We start from the raw sequence: 14,138 nt of genomic DNA on the forward strand, positions 1-14,138 counted from the left end.
GGTTGACAACGCAAGCCACTGCTGCTATCCTTTAGAACAATAACAAGTGCATACAAGTCTGTCCCGCGTTGAGCGAAACCAGTATGAGCCCGACGACCAACAGCGAGCCGAAGAGCGGTGAGAGTTCGGCAGGGACCCGTCGGCTCAGAACCCGTTCGTGAGCGGCTGGCCGAAGAAAGTCCAGGTTGCTGCGTTTCCTCTTGCTCGCCGCAAGGGAGACACGGTCGCCTGTGGGCAAGTAGGCCAGGTGGGTGGTCCCCACGCAGCAGTATAACCAGCAAGAGTGGTCACAGCACAGTTCGTCACGATGAGGTGAGGAATCTCGGGTGCTGGCATGAGCAGACTGCAGCGGTGGCCCGTTCGTGGCGCGGTCGACTGACGGAGGGCCTGGAGAAAGCGAGCTGGCCACGATGGATCGGATCATCAGGCGGCAACAACAGGCTGGACATTGGCGCGCTGCCAAGCGTCTGTTGGGGGTGGGCACAACCAGACAGCGAGCAAGACGGCGAATGAGCGCTCTGCTGCTGTCTGTCGCCTGAGCAGAGCGGAGCTGCAGACCACTGCGCTGCCAGGCCGAGGCTGCGCTGCAGGTGGTGACAAGCAGGGTGGTACCGCGGGAGCGTTTCTGTCGGCTCTCGTCCCTTCGATGCATGTTGGTCAGGGACGAGGGCGTTTTTATTTGGTCTCTCTGACCGGCTGGCTTCTCGGAGGGCTGGCGGACAGTTCCGCCGCCATCTCGACGTGGCGGCCACCGTCAGGCCAGTCGGCCAGCGCGTATGCAGCCCTCGTTCCTCGCTACAGCCCAGGAGTTCAGGAGCGTGTTGTCAATGGTGAGCGTTTCGATTCTCAATGTGACCAGCTATACCGGTCTGGAGCTGCTGAGGCTGCTGGCCAATCACCCTCACTTTCGCGTCACTTCGGTGACAGGGCGCAGCGCTGCTGGCCAGCGCCTGGGTCAGGTCTTTCCCCAGTTGTACGCTTTGGCTGGTGGCGCCTGCCAGGAGGAGGCACGCCACCTGGCCGAGTTGGAGATTACGGAGGAGCCAGAGACAACAGAGCTGGCTTTTGTCTGTCTCCCCCACGCCGCTGCCGCCGAGGCGGTCCAGGCCCTGCTCCAGCGCGGCACGCGGGTGGTGGACCTCTCCGCTGATTTCCGCCTGCGCAATCCTTCCCTCTACCAGGAGTGGTATAAGCATACGCATCCGGCTCCTGCTTTGTTGGAGCAGGCCGTCTATGGGTTGTGTGAGCGTTATCGCGAGCGTATCCGCACGACGGCGCTGGTGGCTAATCCCGGCTGCTACGCGACGGCGATCATTCTGGCCCTGCTGCCAGCTCTGTCGGCGGGCCTCGTCAGCCGAGACCTGATCGTCGATGCGAAGTCGGGAGTAAGCGGGGCTGGGCGCGGCCTGCGCCTGGATACCCACTATGCCGAGGCCAATGAGGATCTGAGCGCCTATAGCCTCGGCGGGCACCGCCACTGGCCCGAGATCGTGCAAGAGCTAGAAACAGCGGCCCGCGCCTCCGGCCAGACCTGTGAGCCGGGCCTGCGCTTGACCTTTGTCCCCCACTTGACGCCTATGACGCGTGGCATCCTGGCCACCTGCTATGCGGAGCTGCGGCCCGATAGCTCTGGCCGCCTGCCAACCAGCTCCCAGGTCCAGGCGCTCTACCGTGACTATTACGCAGGCGAGCCGTTTGTTCACGTTGTTGATCAGCCGCCACATACGAAGTGGACCTATGGCAGCAACCATTGTCTGCTGTATGCCACTGTGGATGAGCGCAGCGGGCGGCTACTGGTGCTCTCCTGCCTGGACAATCTGGTCAAGGGAGCCTCCGGGCAGGCGCTGCAGAATGCCAATTGCATGTTTGGCTTCGATGAGCGCTGTGGTCTGCAGGGAGGAGCAATCTATCCTTGACGCTCTTACGTGTGAGTGGAACGCTACCTTCGAACCCCGGTCCACTGCCGACCCAGGCGGCAAGAGGCCAGCAGCTGACCTGGCCTGACCTGGCCGGGTGAGCGCAGGGAGCAACCCGCCAGCGCTGAAAGAAAGGGCGAGGTTACAGCCCTGCCGGCGCCGGCTGAAATGTGTTTGACGACGGTCTGACGAGGAGTTAGCAGAGAGATGGCTATTGCGTTTTCCAGAACACCTGATGGAGATATCATTAGTGATCATCATCTCATCGCCGAGGTTTTACGCGAGGCGCTTCCATATATCGATTACCTCAAGGGGAAAATTCTTGTGATAAAATTGGGGGGGAGCACGCTGGAGCACCAGCAGGTGGTCTTGCAGGATATTATTTGGCTCAGCGCCCTCGGCGCCAGGCCGGTCCTGGTGCATGGTGGCGGCCCCTATATTAATGAGTGGCTCAAGCGCTTGCAAATCCCCACCCGCTTTGAAAATGGTCTGCGGGTGACCGATGCCCAGACGTTGGAAGTGGTGCGCATGGTGCTGTTGGGGCAAGTCAATCAGGGGCTGGTCTTGATGGCTTCGCAGATGGGCGGCAAAGCCATCGGCCTGTGCGGGACCGATGCCGGTCTGGTACGCGCGCGGATCGCGGATGAACGTCTGGGCTTTGTTGGCGAGGTCGAGGAGGTTGATCCCACGCTGGTGCAGGTGCTGGTTGAGCAGGGATACATTCCGATCATTGCGCCCCTTGGTCAGGGACCTGACGGCACCTGCCTGAATATCAACGCGGATGTTGTAGCTGCCCACCTGGCGGGCGCCCTCAATGCCGAGAAGTTGATCTTCCTGAGTAACGTAGTGGGAATCTGTCGCCCCGATGGCAGCCTCATCTCGGAGCTGACAGAAGAGGAGGCGCTGCGTCTGATCGATGAGGGCGTGATTCAGGGCGGCATGATCCCCAAGGTTGCAGCGTGCCTGGACGCCCTGCGCTCTGTGCCCCGCGTACATATCGTCGATGGCCGCGAGCCTCATGTGCTGCTGCGTGAGCTGTTCACCGATCAGGGGGCAGGAACGATGATTGTGCGAGGAACACGCCAGCCATCGGCCTAGTTAGACCGGTGCTTCCCTGCCCTGCCCTGGCCGATCGGCGCGGAGCTGAGGATGGGTGCGCCGGACGAGTACCAGTAGAGAGGGGAATGGCGCACCCATCCTCTATCTGCCCAGGTGTGACTCCGGGCCGCAGGTCCAGGGAAGGATCCATCGAAGCGGCGCCTTGCTTGCTCTCCCTGGCGCGGCGCACCCCGGGCCTGCAGCGGTTCGCTTGGCAGACTGGTTACGGGGGACCGGGCATGACTCTAGTGGGGGAATGAGAGTTTCTATGAAGAAGCGTATCGAGCGCCTGCGCGGGATGCATGATGTGCTGCCCGAGGCCTACCGTCGGCAGTCGCAGGTGGTGGATCGCGTGCGCGCCCTGTTGGAGAAGGCCGGCTACGAGCCGGTGGATACGCCAGCGCTGGAGCGCAGCGATCTCTTCCAGGCGAGCTTCGGCCAGGAGGCCTGGCAGAACCTCTATGCCTTCCAACTCCATCAACGCGAACTGTGCCTAAGACCGGAATATACCGCCTCAATCTGCCGTCTCTATTTAGAGCATTATCAGCAGTCCTCGCTGCCGCTGCGCTTTCAGTACGTTGGACCTGTCTTCCGTTACGAAACGCCGGGACGGGGACGCTATCGGCAGCACACGCAGCTGGGGGTCGAGCTATTCGGTGGCCAACCGCTGCGCGCCGATGGCGAGATCGTGCAGCTGGCCTGCGATATTTTGCATGAGCTGGGCATCGCCCGCTACCGTCTTGAGCTGGGCCATGTCGGGGTCGCCAGCGGCTTTATCGAGCGTTTGCACCTGGATGTTCAGACAGCTCGTTTGCTCTTGAGCCTGATGGAGCAGATTAGTCGTTCGCCCGAGGGAGAGCAGGCAGCCCAGGCCCGCCTGGAGGCGCTGTACCCCGAGCGCTCGCTCACTCCCTCGCTGCCGGCAGCCGAGGCCGGTCGGGGGCGGCGTCCGGCCAGCTCCGATAGCTCAAACCAGCTGGTAACGGCGCTGCTGAACAGCTTCAGCCTGCCATTCGGCGACGAGGACAGTCGCCGCGAGATTGTCGAGCGCTTTCTCTGGAAGATCGGGCGCAGTGAGCAGCGAGCGCTGGTCTTTAGTGCGCTGGAGTTTCTGCGCAAGCTGCGGGCGCTGGCCGGTCCACCGCCCGAAGTCTTTCAGGAGCTGCGCCAATTGCTCCAAAGCTATCAGCTTGATGACGACCCGCTGGAGGAGCTAGAGCAATTGGTGACAACGCTGATGGAGGTGACGGGGGTCGACCGCCGGCAGATTACGCTCAATCTGGCCCTGGGGCGCGGGGTGAGTTACTATACGGGCTTGCTCTTTGAGATCCATGCCAGCGATGAAGAGGGCCTCGATTTGCAGTTGTGCGGCGGAGGTCGCTATGACCACCTCGTTGAGGCGGTCGGGGGGGCGCGTGGAGTGCGGGCCTGCGGTTTCGCCTTTGGTCTGGAGCGGCTCATCTCTTTGATGCCTGCCAGCCAGTGGCCTCAGCCTGCGCGGGCGCAGGCACTGGTGATCCCGGTTGGGAAACATGATCTGGCCTATGCCTGCCGTGTGGCACGCCTGGCCCGCAGCGAAGGTGGCATCATCGCAGAGCTAGATGTGAATGCCCGTGGCGTCAGCAACGCCCTGCGCCAGGCTTCTCAGCACGGTTTCCGGCTGGCCCTGATCGTCGGTGAGGAGGAGCGCCAGGCCAACACTATCAGGCTGCACGATCTGCTCTCGGGAGAGGAACGCCTGGTTGCTTACCGTGACCTGGCCGTGGCCCTACGGGAAGGAGGGTATCGAGCATGAGCGCGTCGCGAGCGGCTCCGGCCCCAGAGCTGCCTCAGCTGCGCCTGGCCTTGCCCGGAAAAGGAACGCTGGAGGCGGCCACGCTGACCTTTCTCGCCGAGTGTGGCCTGAAAGTCCAGCGCAGCAATCCGCGTCAGTATCTGGCACGCATCAGCAGCCTCCCTGAGCTGGAGGTGGTCTTTCAGCGCGCCGCTGACATCCCGGCCCTGGTGCACGATGGGGACGCCATTCTCGGCATCACGGGCTACGACCTCTTCGCCGAGTATCGCGGGACCGATGAAGAGGCGGAGGAGAACGAAGAGAGCGACGACGATCTGATTGTATTGGAGCGTGACCTGGGCTATGGCTCCTGCCGGTTGGTGGTGGCGGTGCCCGAGACCTGGATCGATGTCAATACGTGCGCTGACCTCTGGCATCTGGCGGGCTACTATCAGGCTCAGAAGGGCCGTGGCCTGCGCATCGCCACCAAGTACCCGGCCTTGACGCGTCACTTTCTACGTCGCCATGGTATTTCTCACTGTCGGATCGTGATGCCACATGGGGCCTTGGAGGCCGCACCTCTGACGGGGGTCGCCGATCTGATTGTCGACTTGACGGAAACGGGCACGACCTTGCGCGAAAACCACCTGAAGCTGCTTGAAGACGGCGTCGTGCTGCGCTCCCAGGCCTGCCTGATCGGCAACGTGCGCCTGCTTGCCGAGCATCCCCAGGCTCTCAAGGTAGCCCGCCTGCTGTTGGAGCTGATCACCGCCCGTCTGCAGGCGCGCAACCGCGTTCTGCTGACGGCCTACGTGCCGGGGAGCGGTGAGGAGGTCAGTTCGTTGTTGAGCATGCACCTCAAGCGGTTGGTCCCGGGATTCGAGTACCATATTGGCAGCTCGGAGTCGACGGACGATCCACAGGCCCAGCGCTGTCGCGTCTCGGGAGTGATTCGCATGGGTGAGGCTGTGGCGGACTTCCTGGAGATCATCGCCGCCCTGCGCAGCGTGGGGGCCGAGCAGATTGACGTGACGCCGCTGGCGTATCGTTTCGGCCAGGAGCCGGCCAGCCTGCGACAGTTGAGCGAGAGGATGGCGCGACGACGGTGAAGACGCTGATTGTCTTTGATTTGGATGGAGTCATTACCAGCGAAGCGGCCTACTGGGACGCGGCGGGCCTGACCTTGCATGAGCTACTCTACAGCCCCCGCTACTGGAATGTGACAGGCCAGGGCGACTACGCGCCGGTGACCGACCCGGAGGAGAGTCGTCGCCTGAGCCGGGCCACGCTGCCGGAAGAGGAGATTCTCCTCTACAAAGCCCTGGCGATCAACTCGAACTGGGACACCTGCTATGCGGCAGTCTGCTGGCGTCTGATTGCCCTGCTGGAGCAGTTGCCCCCAGCCGACCGCGAGCCGCTCCTGCCGCTGCAGCCCTGGGAAGAGGCCTGGCTGGCCCGTCTGCGCCTGGCGCTGGCCGCTCAGCGCGCTGCCTCTGGCCCGGAGCTGGTGCTCCTACCGGCAGGTGGCCCCCCCTTTGCTGAGGCGCTCTTCTCCGGGATCATGGGGCTGGATCTGCTCAATCGCTACGACGCCTACGCGAGCGCCAGGCTGGGTCTCCCCATCGAGGGAGTCTTTTCACGCCTCAGCCCCTTCTGGGATTTCTGCCGCTCGCTTTTCCAGGAATGGTACCTTGGGGAGGCGCTCTACAGCCGCACCTATGGCCACCCTCCCGCTCAGAGGGGTAAACCGGGCTGTATCTATTTTGAGCGCCCATTGCTGCCACCAGAGACGCTCAGGGAGACGCTGGACAGCCTGCGAAGGTCGGGCTATGAGCTGGGTCTGGCTACGGGGCGAGTCTATCAGGAGGCCACGCTGCCGCTGCAAGCCTATGATCTGCTCTCGCGCTTTGAGGCTGAGCACATCTGTACCTATGATGCCGTCGAGATGGCGGAGGCCGAGCTGCGGCGTCAGGGCGACACCACCTTGCTGGGCAAACCTCACCCGTTCCAGTTTCTCTATGCCCTTGATCGACGCGGGCCAAGCGCCGAGGAGCTGGCGCGCAGCAAGCCTCCTTTCATTGTGGTCGGCGATTCGTCAGGGGATATGCTTGGCGGACGTGCCGCTGGCGCTTTGACCGTGGCGACGCTCAGCGGGGCACGCAGCGAGGAGGCCCGACGGCGCCTGCTGGCCTGTGAGCCGGATTTTGTGATTGAGGATGTGCGTCAGCTGCCTTCGCTGCTGGCCGAGGTGGAGCGACTGGAGACGATTCAGCGCCTGCAGTTTGAGGCTCGGGACAAGGCGGAGCGCCTGCTGCGCCTGTGGTTCGCGCGTCAGCTCGATCTGCTGACTGGGCAAGTGACACTGACGCCGCGCCCTGTCTCGCTGAATTCGTTTAACGGTACCTACGAGCAGGACGGCGAGCGCTACTTTTTCAAGACACACGTGGAGGAGCAAAGCGCGCTCTCCGAGTATTACCATGCCGAGCTGCTGCACGAGGCAGGCTACAATATGGTGCTGCCTCTGCGCGTGGTTCGCCAGGAGGGGCGCCAGATGGTCATTTATCCGCTGGTGCGCTGGCCGGTGATGTTCGATTTGATGCGCGCCGTCGAGACGGGGGCACCCTCCCCGGTCCCGGCCCAGACTCTGGTGGCCGCCGAACGGCGCGCCTGTGAGCGCCTGCTGGAGATTTACCGCGCCACTGGGCGTCTCAGTAGCGCGGATGAGCATGCGACTGCGCCAGTTCATCAGCTCTTCTGGCATCGACTGACCGGCGGGCGTCTTAGCAGCTTCTACCGTGGTCAAGCCATTCCGCTGCCGGGGTCTGCCGGCTTTGGTCAGGACGAAATTCGCTTTGAGGATCTGCTCAGGTGCCACTGGGTGGTCAATGGGGAACTGCTCTCGCACACGCTGGGAGAGCTGCTAGAGGAAGCCCAGAAGCGACTCCACCCACGGCAGGCGGCGCTGACGGTCATCGGGCACGGAGATGCCCACTTCGGCAATGTCTTTCTGGAGGACGAACGCGACTATCTCTACTTTGATCCGGCCTTTGCGGGTCGGCATGCAGCGCTGCTGGATATCGTCAAACCGCTCTACCACAATGTCTTCGCCAGCTGGATGTACTTTCCTCGGGAGACAGCCCTGACGCTGACGTTGAGCGTAGCTCGGCACTGCGGCAGGGATGGCGAGCGACTTGAGGTCACCCATACCTATCAGCCGGCGCCCATCCGTCAGGCGATTCTGACAACGAAGCTCCACACCTTGCTGCGCCCCCTGCTCGCCTGGCTTAGAGATGAGGGGGCCTTGCCCCCCGACTGGGAGCGCTGGCTGGCTCTGGCGCTGCTCTGCTGCCCGTTGCTGACCATCAATCTCCTGGATCGCGGGCGCATCCCAGCAACGGTCTGCTGGCTGGGTCTGACGCAGGCGGTGACGCTGGGCAATCTTGGACTGCTGCCCTGGCACGAGCTACTGGCCGATGGTGGGTGAAGAAGAGGCGCCGCGCGATGCCTTGAGAAGAGCGTCTAGACAGTTCGAGGAGAGAGAAGAGGAAGAGCGACGACTATGATCGCTATTATTGACTACGGGGCTGGCAATCTACGCAGTATCCAGAAGGCCCTGGAGCATGTCGGCGCGCAGGCCGCGGTGACTGCCGATCCGACCACGGTGGCACGCGCGCAGGCAGTGGTGCTGCCAGGAGTTGGCTCCGGAGGGGCCGCCATGCAGCGTTTGAAGGCCACCGGCCTCGATGAAGCCATTCGGGAGGCCACGGCTCGCGGGCGACCTTTTCTGGGCATCTGCCTTGGGATGCAATTGCTAGCTGAGCACCATGCCGAAGGTGAGGTTGAGGGCTTAGGTCTCTTCGCCGGGGAGGTTCGGCGCATTCCCCAGGGGCCGAAGATCCCGCACATGGGCTGGAACCAGGTTCAGCCCCTCCGTCAGGATCTGCCCATATTTAAAGGAATACCTGCCGGGGCCTTCTTCTACTTCGCTCACTCTTATTATGTTGAGCCGCGCGACCCCTCCGGCGTGGCCGCTGTCACCGACTATGGCTCGCCCTATTGCAGCGTCATTGTCAGTGATCATCTGTGGGGAACACAGTTCCATCCTGAGAAGAGTGGAGCGATGGGGCTACGCCTGCTGGCGAACTTTGTGCGCTGGGTGGGGGAGCGTGTTTCATGATCATCTTGCCAGCCATCGATTTGCGCGAGGGGCGCTGCGTCCGTCTCTACCAGGGTGATTATCGCCAGGCCACGGTCTATAGCCATGACCCGGTGGCGGTGGCCCGACGCTGGCAGGAGGCCGGAGCGCGCTGGTTGCATCTGGTCGATCTGGACGGTGCCGCCCAGGGCCAGCCGGTCAATCTGGCTGCTGTCGAACGGATTCGGGCCGCTACCACGCTGCAGATTGAGCTGGGCGGCGGCCTGCGCGATCTGGCTAGCATCGAGCACGTGCTCTCCCTCGGCATCGAGCGCGTGGTGCTGGGAACCAGCGCCGTACGACAGCCCGCCTTGTTGGCTGAGGCGCTGCAGCGCTGGGGCGAGCGCATCGTTGTGGGATTGGATGCCCGGGCTGGTCTGGTGGCGGTGGCCGGCTGGCAGCAAACGGAGAGCATTGCAGCCGTGGAGCTGGCCGCCCAGTTGTGTGCGCTGGGGGTGGCTCGCTTTATCTACACTGATATCGCACGCGATGGAACGCTGGGCGGGCCGAATCTGGAGGCGCTGCAGGCCATGCTGCAGGTGGTGAGACAGGCCCAGCCAAAGCGGGCCTTGATCGCCTCCGGGGGGGTACGCTCATTGGAAGATATCCGCTCGTTGGCTCGCCTGGGTGTCGAGGGGGTCATTATCGGGAAGGCCCTCTATACAGGAGATGTGGACCTGGCGGCAGCTCTGGCCTGCGCCGCGTCCTGCGAGCCGACGACGGAGGCCGGGGCCTGATTATGAGGCCGGGGTCCGATTATGCGGAGTGGAGCTGAGTATAAGGAAGGGACAGCGATGTTAACGAAACGCATCATTCCCTGCCTGGATGTGGCCGCGGGGCGCGTCGTAAAAGGGGTGAACTTCCTCAACCTGCGCGACGCCGGCGACCCGGTCGAGCTGGCAGCCTTCTACAATGCTGAGGGAGCTGACGAGCTGGTCTTTCTCGACATCACGGCCTCCTACGAGCAGCGCAGGACCATGCTCGATGTGGTCGCTCGAACAGCTGAGCAGGTCTTTATTCCGGTGACGGTCGGCGGTGGCATCCGCAGCGTGGAGGACATTCGCGCCACCCTGGGGGCAGGGGCTGATAAAACCTCGGTGAATACAGCGGCGGTACAGCAGCCCGAGCTGCTGCGGGCGGGAGCCGAGCAGTTTGGCTCCCAGTGCATTGTGCTCGCTATCGATGCCCGCAGCAATCCAGCCATGCCCAGTGGCTACGAGGTCTACATTCATGGAGGCCGTACACCAACGGGCCTCGATGCTATTGACTGGGCTCGCCGCGGCGTCGAGCTGGGCGCGGGCGAGATCCTGCTGACCAGCATGGACCGCGATGGGACGCAGCAGGGCTATGATCTCACACTGACAGCCCGTATCGCGCAGGCCGTCAACGTGCCAGTGATCGCCTCGGGTGGCGTTGGAACGCTTGAGCATCTCTATGAGGGGCTGACCAGCGGGGGCGCCGATGCCGTGCTCGCCGCTTCGATTTTCCACTTTGGCCAGTATCGCATTGCCGATGCCAAGCGCTACTTGCGCGAGCGCGGGGTGGCTGTGCGCTGGGATGAGGCAGAGGAGGAGAAGCACGATGACGCTCAGGTTTGACCGCCAGGGACTGATTCCGGCGGTCATTCAGGATGACGAGAGCAACGAAGTGCTGATGGTGGCCTTCATGAATGAAGAGGCCCTGCGCCTGACACGCGAGACCGGCTATACCCACTTCTATAGCCGCTCACGCCAGAAGATCTGGCGCAAGGGCGAGCAATCTGGGCACAGACAGCAGGTGCGCGCCATCTTTGTCAATTGCGAAGAGAATAGCCTGCTGATCCGCGTCGTCCAAGAGGGCGGGGCGGCCTGCCATGAAGGCTACCGTAGCTGCTACTACCGTCGTTTGCTTCCTGACGATCGCTACGAGGTGGTTGCGACTCGGGTCTTTGATCCGGCGGCAGTCTATGGCCATCCTACTCCGCAGACGCAGTCTGCTGGCGTGATTGCCGCTGGGGCAGCGCCAGTGATGGATCTGCGGCAGAGCGAACCAGAGGCAGACGAAGCCATAAGCAGGCAGCTGGAGACGCTGCTGCGCCAGCTCTACACGGCTTACCAGTATCTGCGCGACCACGACCTGAGCGAGCAATCACACACCTCGCGCCTGCTTCAGGAGCACAATCCGGCCTACCTCCTCGGACGGTTGGCTGATGAGCTGCAGGAGCTGATGGGCGTGCTCCAGGGAACGCATCGTCATCGGGATCTGCAGGCCGATACCATCCTGGAGGGCAGTCAGGTCGGCTACTGGCTGCTGCTGCTGGCTACTACCCACCGACTGCCGTACGAGGAGTTCTTGCCTCATCAGGCCCTGCTGGCAGGCTACCGGCAGGCCGTTGGCGAGGAGCAGGCCGTTGAGCAGCAGCAAGCCTGCTTGAGTGCGCTGGCGACCGCCGAGCCTCCCCGTCTCATCGAGGGCCTGCGGCTCGGCTTTGCTCTCATCGGACGGGCCTGTGCCCTGGCCGGTCTCAGCCCTCTGGAGCCGGCGCGCGACGACCTGGAGCAAATGCGCCGCAAAGGTTTGGTCTCCTAAACCAAGACAGAGCAGCGCCGCGCTACTCTGCGCTTGATGGGGAAGGCGAGTAAAAGGAAGCCAGGAATAAGACACCGGCTTAGCCGCGCAGGCGCAGATAACTACCGCGTTTGGCCTTGTGCAACACAGCCTGCTGCAGCGCCGCCAGCTCCCCATCGAGCGCCGAGCAGCGGACCAGACTGCCATCCTCCAACAGCACCAGCGGATCAACCATACGCGGCTTCACCCGCGCATAGACATCAAAAGGCTGGCCTGCCGAGACCTCCACTACCTCCAGACCAGGCCGCAGCAAGCTCAGACAGCGCGTGATCTCCGGGTGAGCCGCCTGACGGAGCCGGGCCAGCAGCTCTGCATCCTCCGAGAACAGATCTTCCTCGCGCAGCACCCCCTCATCCAAAGCCAGGCGCAAGGCTCGTGCCAGTTGATAGTCGGCGAACATTTCCAACGGATGCATAAACAGCTCCGTCACCAGGCGCACATACTGGCGCACAAACCAGATGGCAGCCTCACGCCCGGCCACGACCATGCGCCCCTCCCGCACGCGGAGCGCCTGCAGAAAGCGCTCCACGTCAGCGTGGGTCAGGTAGCCTGCATGCCACAAATCGCGCAGCGTATAATCCACCCGATCGGCGCATAGCTCAGGTGCTGGTTGCTCCAAAAGCGGCCAGCGCTCAAAAGCCAGAATCCGCTTCAGGTCCAGCCCGGAGGAATGCAGAAGCGCAGGGAGATCCGAACGCTCCACCAGCTGGCGCAGGTGTTGCTCATGATAGTCCTCATCGTAGCAGGCAAACAAATAGTCTGCTACATGGGAGAAGGCTGTATGAGAGACATCATGTAACAGGCCAGCCAGCTGCTCCTCCAGGCTGCCACCGAGGCGGCGAATCAACAGCATCACCCCCACGGAGTGCTCGTAGCGCGTCGTATCACGCCCCTTGCGCACCAGATAAGAGGCCCCAGCCTGATGGACCCCCTTCAAACGCTGCAACGCTGCTGAGCCGAGCACCGCCAGCAGCACAGGCTCGCTGAGCCGCTGCTCACCCAGTAACGGATCACGGACCAGCTCTTCTGCCACGCTCTATCTGCTCCTTCTGTGCTTGCGCCGCACGCTCTTGTCTCAAGCCTCCCCCTTCCGTCTCCGGCGACCTGTCCGTTGCCGGAACCCACTCCTGTCCTCCCCTCTCTCTCCTCCCTTGGGCAGGCCGGGAAGCTGGCAAGAGAACAGAGATACTGTTAACTATAGCACCTCACCTCTCTCTTTGCCAGGCTAGCAAAGTCAACCTTGCCGGCTGCGCAAGAAGGACCAGCCGCAGGGCTTTCACTCCCTGAAAGATAAAGAAGTCAACTCAGGCAACCCAATAATGCAAGGTAAAGAGCAGAGCATTCAACGCCAACAGAGGGGCACAGAATCCCCCATAGACCAGGTCGAGGCTGGGAAAGCGCTTGCTCCAGCGCGCCAGCACCAGGAAGAGCGGGAAGGCCATCATCATATAGCGTGGCTGCGAAGCCAGCGTCTCCCCGCCGTTGAGCGGGAAGCAGAGAGCAAAAAGCACCAAACCTAACGCGAAGAAACGGTACACCATAGGCAGCTGACGCCAGCCGGCCACCAGCACCCCCAGCGGGAGCAAGGTAAAGAGCAGATCCATCAGGTTGCGCACCGCCATCTCGGTGTGCAAAGGACCAGTCAGCAAGGCCCCCAGGGCTGGCCCGAAGGCTACCCAGGGCAGTTCAAACTGTCGTCCCCAGACCGTGCGCTCCATACGGCTGTAGATGAACGGATCGCCGAAGCGCACCCCAAGATAGACCATGTAGGCAGCCAGAGCCGCCGGAATGAAGAGAGCTGGCAGGGCGGCCAGCACACGTCGCAGCCACAGACGCCACGACTGAGGCCCCGTGGTCTCTCCCGCATCAGCCGACAGCGGGCGAGCGTGCCAGAAGTGTTCCACATAGAAGAACAAGAAGGGTACCAGCAAGACGATCGCCGTCGAGCGCGTTAGCGCGGCGACGCACCCCAGCAGGCCCGCCAGCCACCAGCGCCACAGCGCCCTACCCTGCAGCAGAAGGAAGATCGCCAGAGTGAGCAGCAGGAAGAGAGATTCACTATAGCCAGCGAAGAAAAAGATCGCGTAGGCGTAGAAAGTCAGGTACCAGAGTGTCTTGCGGGCCTGGGCTGGATCGAAATCCAGACCATCTCGGACCAGAACGTAGAGCAAAATGAGGGATACGAAGAAGAAGAGATTCGAAAGCAGGAGCTCCGACAGCAAGAACGACAGCGGGAAATGGTTTCCCAGCGCGGCGGCGCCGAGACGGATCAGCCAGGGCCAGAATGGGAAAAAGGCCACATCGGCCACAGAGCGATAGCCCACGTGAGCGATACGTCCGAAGGCATCAGCATCCCAGTGGTACCAGCCGAGCAGGCAGAAGCGCAGCTCGCTATTCGCACAAGGGATCGAGGCCATATTTTTGGGGCGGAGCAGAACTCCCCCCACATAGGTGATCAAGAGAAGCAAGAGGCGGCTGAGTCCAAAGACCCAAGCCGCCTCTTTCCACGCAGATCGCAGCGTACCCATTGCAGTGTTCCCAGACCATA

Annotated in this window: 11 protein-coding genes; 9 read left to right on the top strand and 2 right to left on the bottom strand. The window is 62.6% G+C overall.

The genetic code is table 11. The features are described from left to right. Nucleotides 1-827: 827 nt before the first annotated feature. The 9 genes from argC to hisI all read left to right on the top strand — a co-directional run bounded on the left by argC (nucleotide 828) and on the right by hisI (nucleotide 11,551). Nucleotides 828-1,916 carry an N-acetyl-gamma-glutamyl-phosphate reductase gene (gene argC / locus IRZ31_RS07155; RefSeq protein ID WP_297151633.1) on the top strand — a complete coding sequence of 363 codons (1,089 nt, stop codon included), beginning with the start codon at nucleotides 828-830 and terminating at the stop codon, nucleotides 1,914-1,916. Nucleotides 1,917-2,123: 207 nt separating this feature from the next. Next, complete coding sequence (argB, locus tag IRZ31_RS07160; protein ID WP_112426523.1) at nucleotides 2,124-3,014, top strand: acetylglutamate kinase; 891 nt, start codon at nucleotides 2,124-2,126, stop codon at nucleotides 3,012-3,014. Between the two features lie 268 nt (nucleotides 3,015-3,282). Next, nucleotides 3,283-4,809 (top strand): HisS family protein, encoded by a 1,527-nt coding sequence (locus IRZ31_RS07165; RefSeq protein ID WP_297151638.1) that lies wholly within the window; start codon nucleotides 3,283-3,285, stop codon nucleotides 4,807-4,809. Next, complete coding sequence (gene hisG, locus IRZ31_RS07170) at nucleotides 4,806-5,897, top strand: ATP phosphoribosyltransferase (RefSeq protein WP_297151640.1); 1,092 nt, start codon at nucleotides 4,806-4,808, stop codon at nucleotides 5,895-5,897. Before IRZ31_RS07165 ends, hisG begins: the two co-directional genes overlap by 4 nt. After that, nucleotides 5,894-8,272 (top strand): HAD hydrolase-like protein, encoded by a 2,379-nt coding sequence (locus IRZ31_RS07175; RefSeq protein WP_297151643.1) that lies wholly within the window; start codon nucleotides 5,894-5,896, stop codon nucleotides 8,270-8,272. The genes hisG and IRZ31_RS07175 overlap by 4 nt, the downstream gene beginning before the upstream one ends. A gap of 75 nt (nucleotides 8,273-8,347) precedes the next feature. Then, on the top strand, nucleotides 8,348-8,965 hold the full coding sequence (gene hisH, locus IRZ31_RS07180) for an imidazole glycerol phosphate synthase subunit HisH (RefSeq protein WP_297151645.1): 618 nt from the start codon (nucleotides 8,348-8,350) through the stop codon (nucleotides 8,963-8,965). Continuing rightward, nucleotides 8,962-9,720, top strand: coding sequence for a 1-(5-phosphoribosyl)-5-[(5-phosphoribosylamino)methylideneamino]imidazole-4-carboxamide isomerase (gene hisA, locus IRZ31_RS07185; RefSeq protein WP_297151648.1), 759 nt, complete (start codon nucleotides 8,962-8,964; stop codon nucleotides 9,718-9,720). The genes hisH and hisA overlap by 4 nt, the downstream gene beginning before the upstream one ends. A 57-nt stretch (nucleotides 9,721-9,777) precedes the next feature. Continuing rightward, nucleotides 9,778-10,581: an imidazole glycerol phosphate synthase subunit HisF gene (hisF, locus tag IRZ31_RS07190; protein ID WP_297151651.1), complete on the top strand. Its 804-nt coding sequence runs from the start codon at nucleotides 9,778-9,780 to the stop codon at nucleotides 10,579-10,581. After that, nucleotides 10,565-11,551 carry a phosphoribosyl-AMP cyclohydrolase gene (gene hisI / locus IRZ31_RS07195; RefSeq protein WP_297151654.1) on the top strand — a complete coding sequence of 329 codons (987 nt, stop codon included), beginning with the start codon at nucleotides 10,565-10,567 and terminating at the stop codon, nucleotides 11,549-11,551. Before hisF ends, hisI begins: the two co-directional genes overlap by 17 nt. A gap of 79 nt (nucleotides 11,552-11,630) precedes the next feature. Here the strand turns inward: hisI and IRZ31_RS07200 are convergent, their stop codons facing one another. Further along, a complete protein-coding gene (locus tag IRZ31_RS07200; protein ID WP_297151657.1) occupies nucleotides 11,631-12,623 on the bottom strand; it encodes an HD domain-containing protein in 993 nt (330 codons plus the stop codon). Nucleotides 12,624-12,894: 271 nt separating this feature from the next. Beyond that, the coding region (locus IRZ31_RS07205; RefSeq protein ID WP_297151659.1) for a mannosyltransferase family protein at nucleotides 12,895-14,138 on the bottom strand (1,244 nt) is incomplete at its 5' end.

The sequence above is a fragment of the Thermogemmatispora sp. genome (assembly GCF_019683635.1).
GTDB lineage: Bacteria > Chloroflexota > Ktedonobacteria > Ktedonobacterales > Ktedonobacteraceae > Thermogemmatispora.

Coding starts and splice junctions, on each gene's coding strand:
- hisG (WP_297151640.1), top strand. CDS start 4,806: ATGAGCGCGTCGCGAGCGGCTCCGGCCCCAGAGCTGCCTCAGCTGCGC.
- hisH (WP_297151645.1), top strand. CDS start 8,348: ATGATCGCTATTATTGACTACGGGGCTGGCAATCTACGCAGTATCCAG.
- argC (WP_297151633.1), top strand. CDS start 828: ATGGTGAGCGTTTCGATTCTCAATGTGACCAGCTATACCGGTCTGGAG.
- argB (WP_112426523.1), top strand. CDS start 2,124: ATGGCTATTGCGTTTTCCAGAACACCTGATGGAGATATCATTAGTGAT.
- hisI (WP_297151654.1), top strand. CDS start 10,565: ATGACGCTCAGGTTTGACCGCCAGGGACTGATTCCGGCGGTCATTCAG.
- IRZ31_RS07165 (WP_297151638.1), top strand. CDS start 3,283: ATGAAGAAGCGTATCGAGCGCCTGCGCGGGATGCATGATGTGCTGCCC.
- hisA (WP_297151648.1), top strand. CDS start 8,962: ATGATCATCTTGCCAGCCATCGATTTGCGCGAGGGGCGCTGCGTCCGT.
- hisF (WP_297151651.1), top strand. CDS start 9,778: ATGTTAACGAAACGCATCATTCCCTGCCTGGATGTGGCCGCGGGGCGC.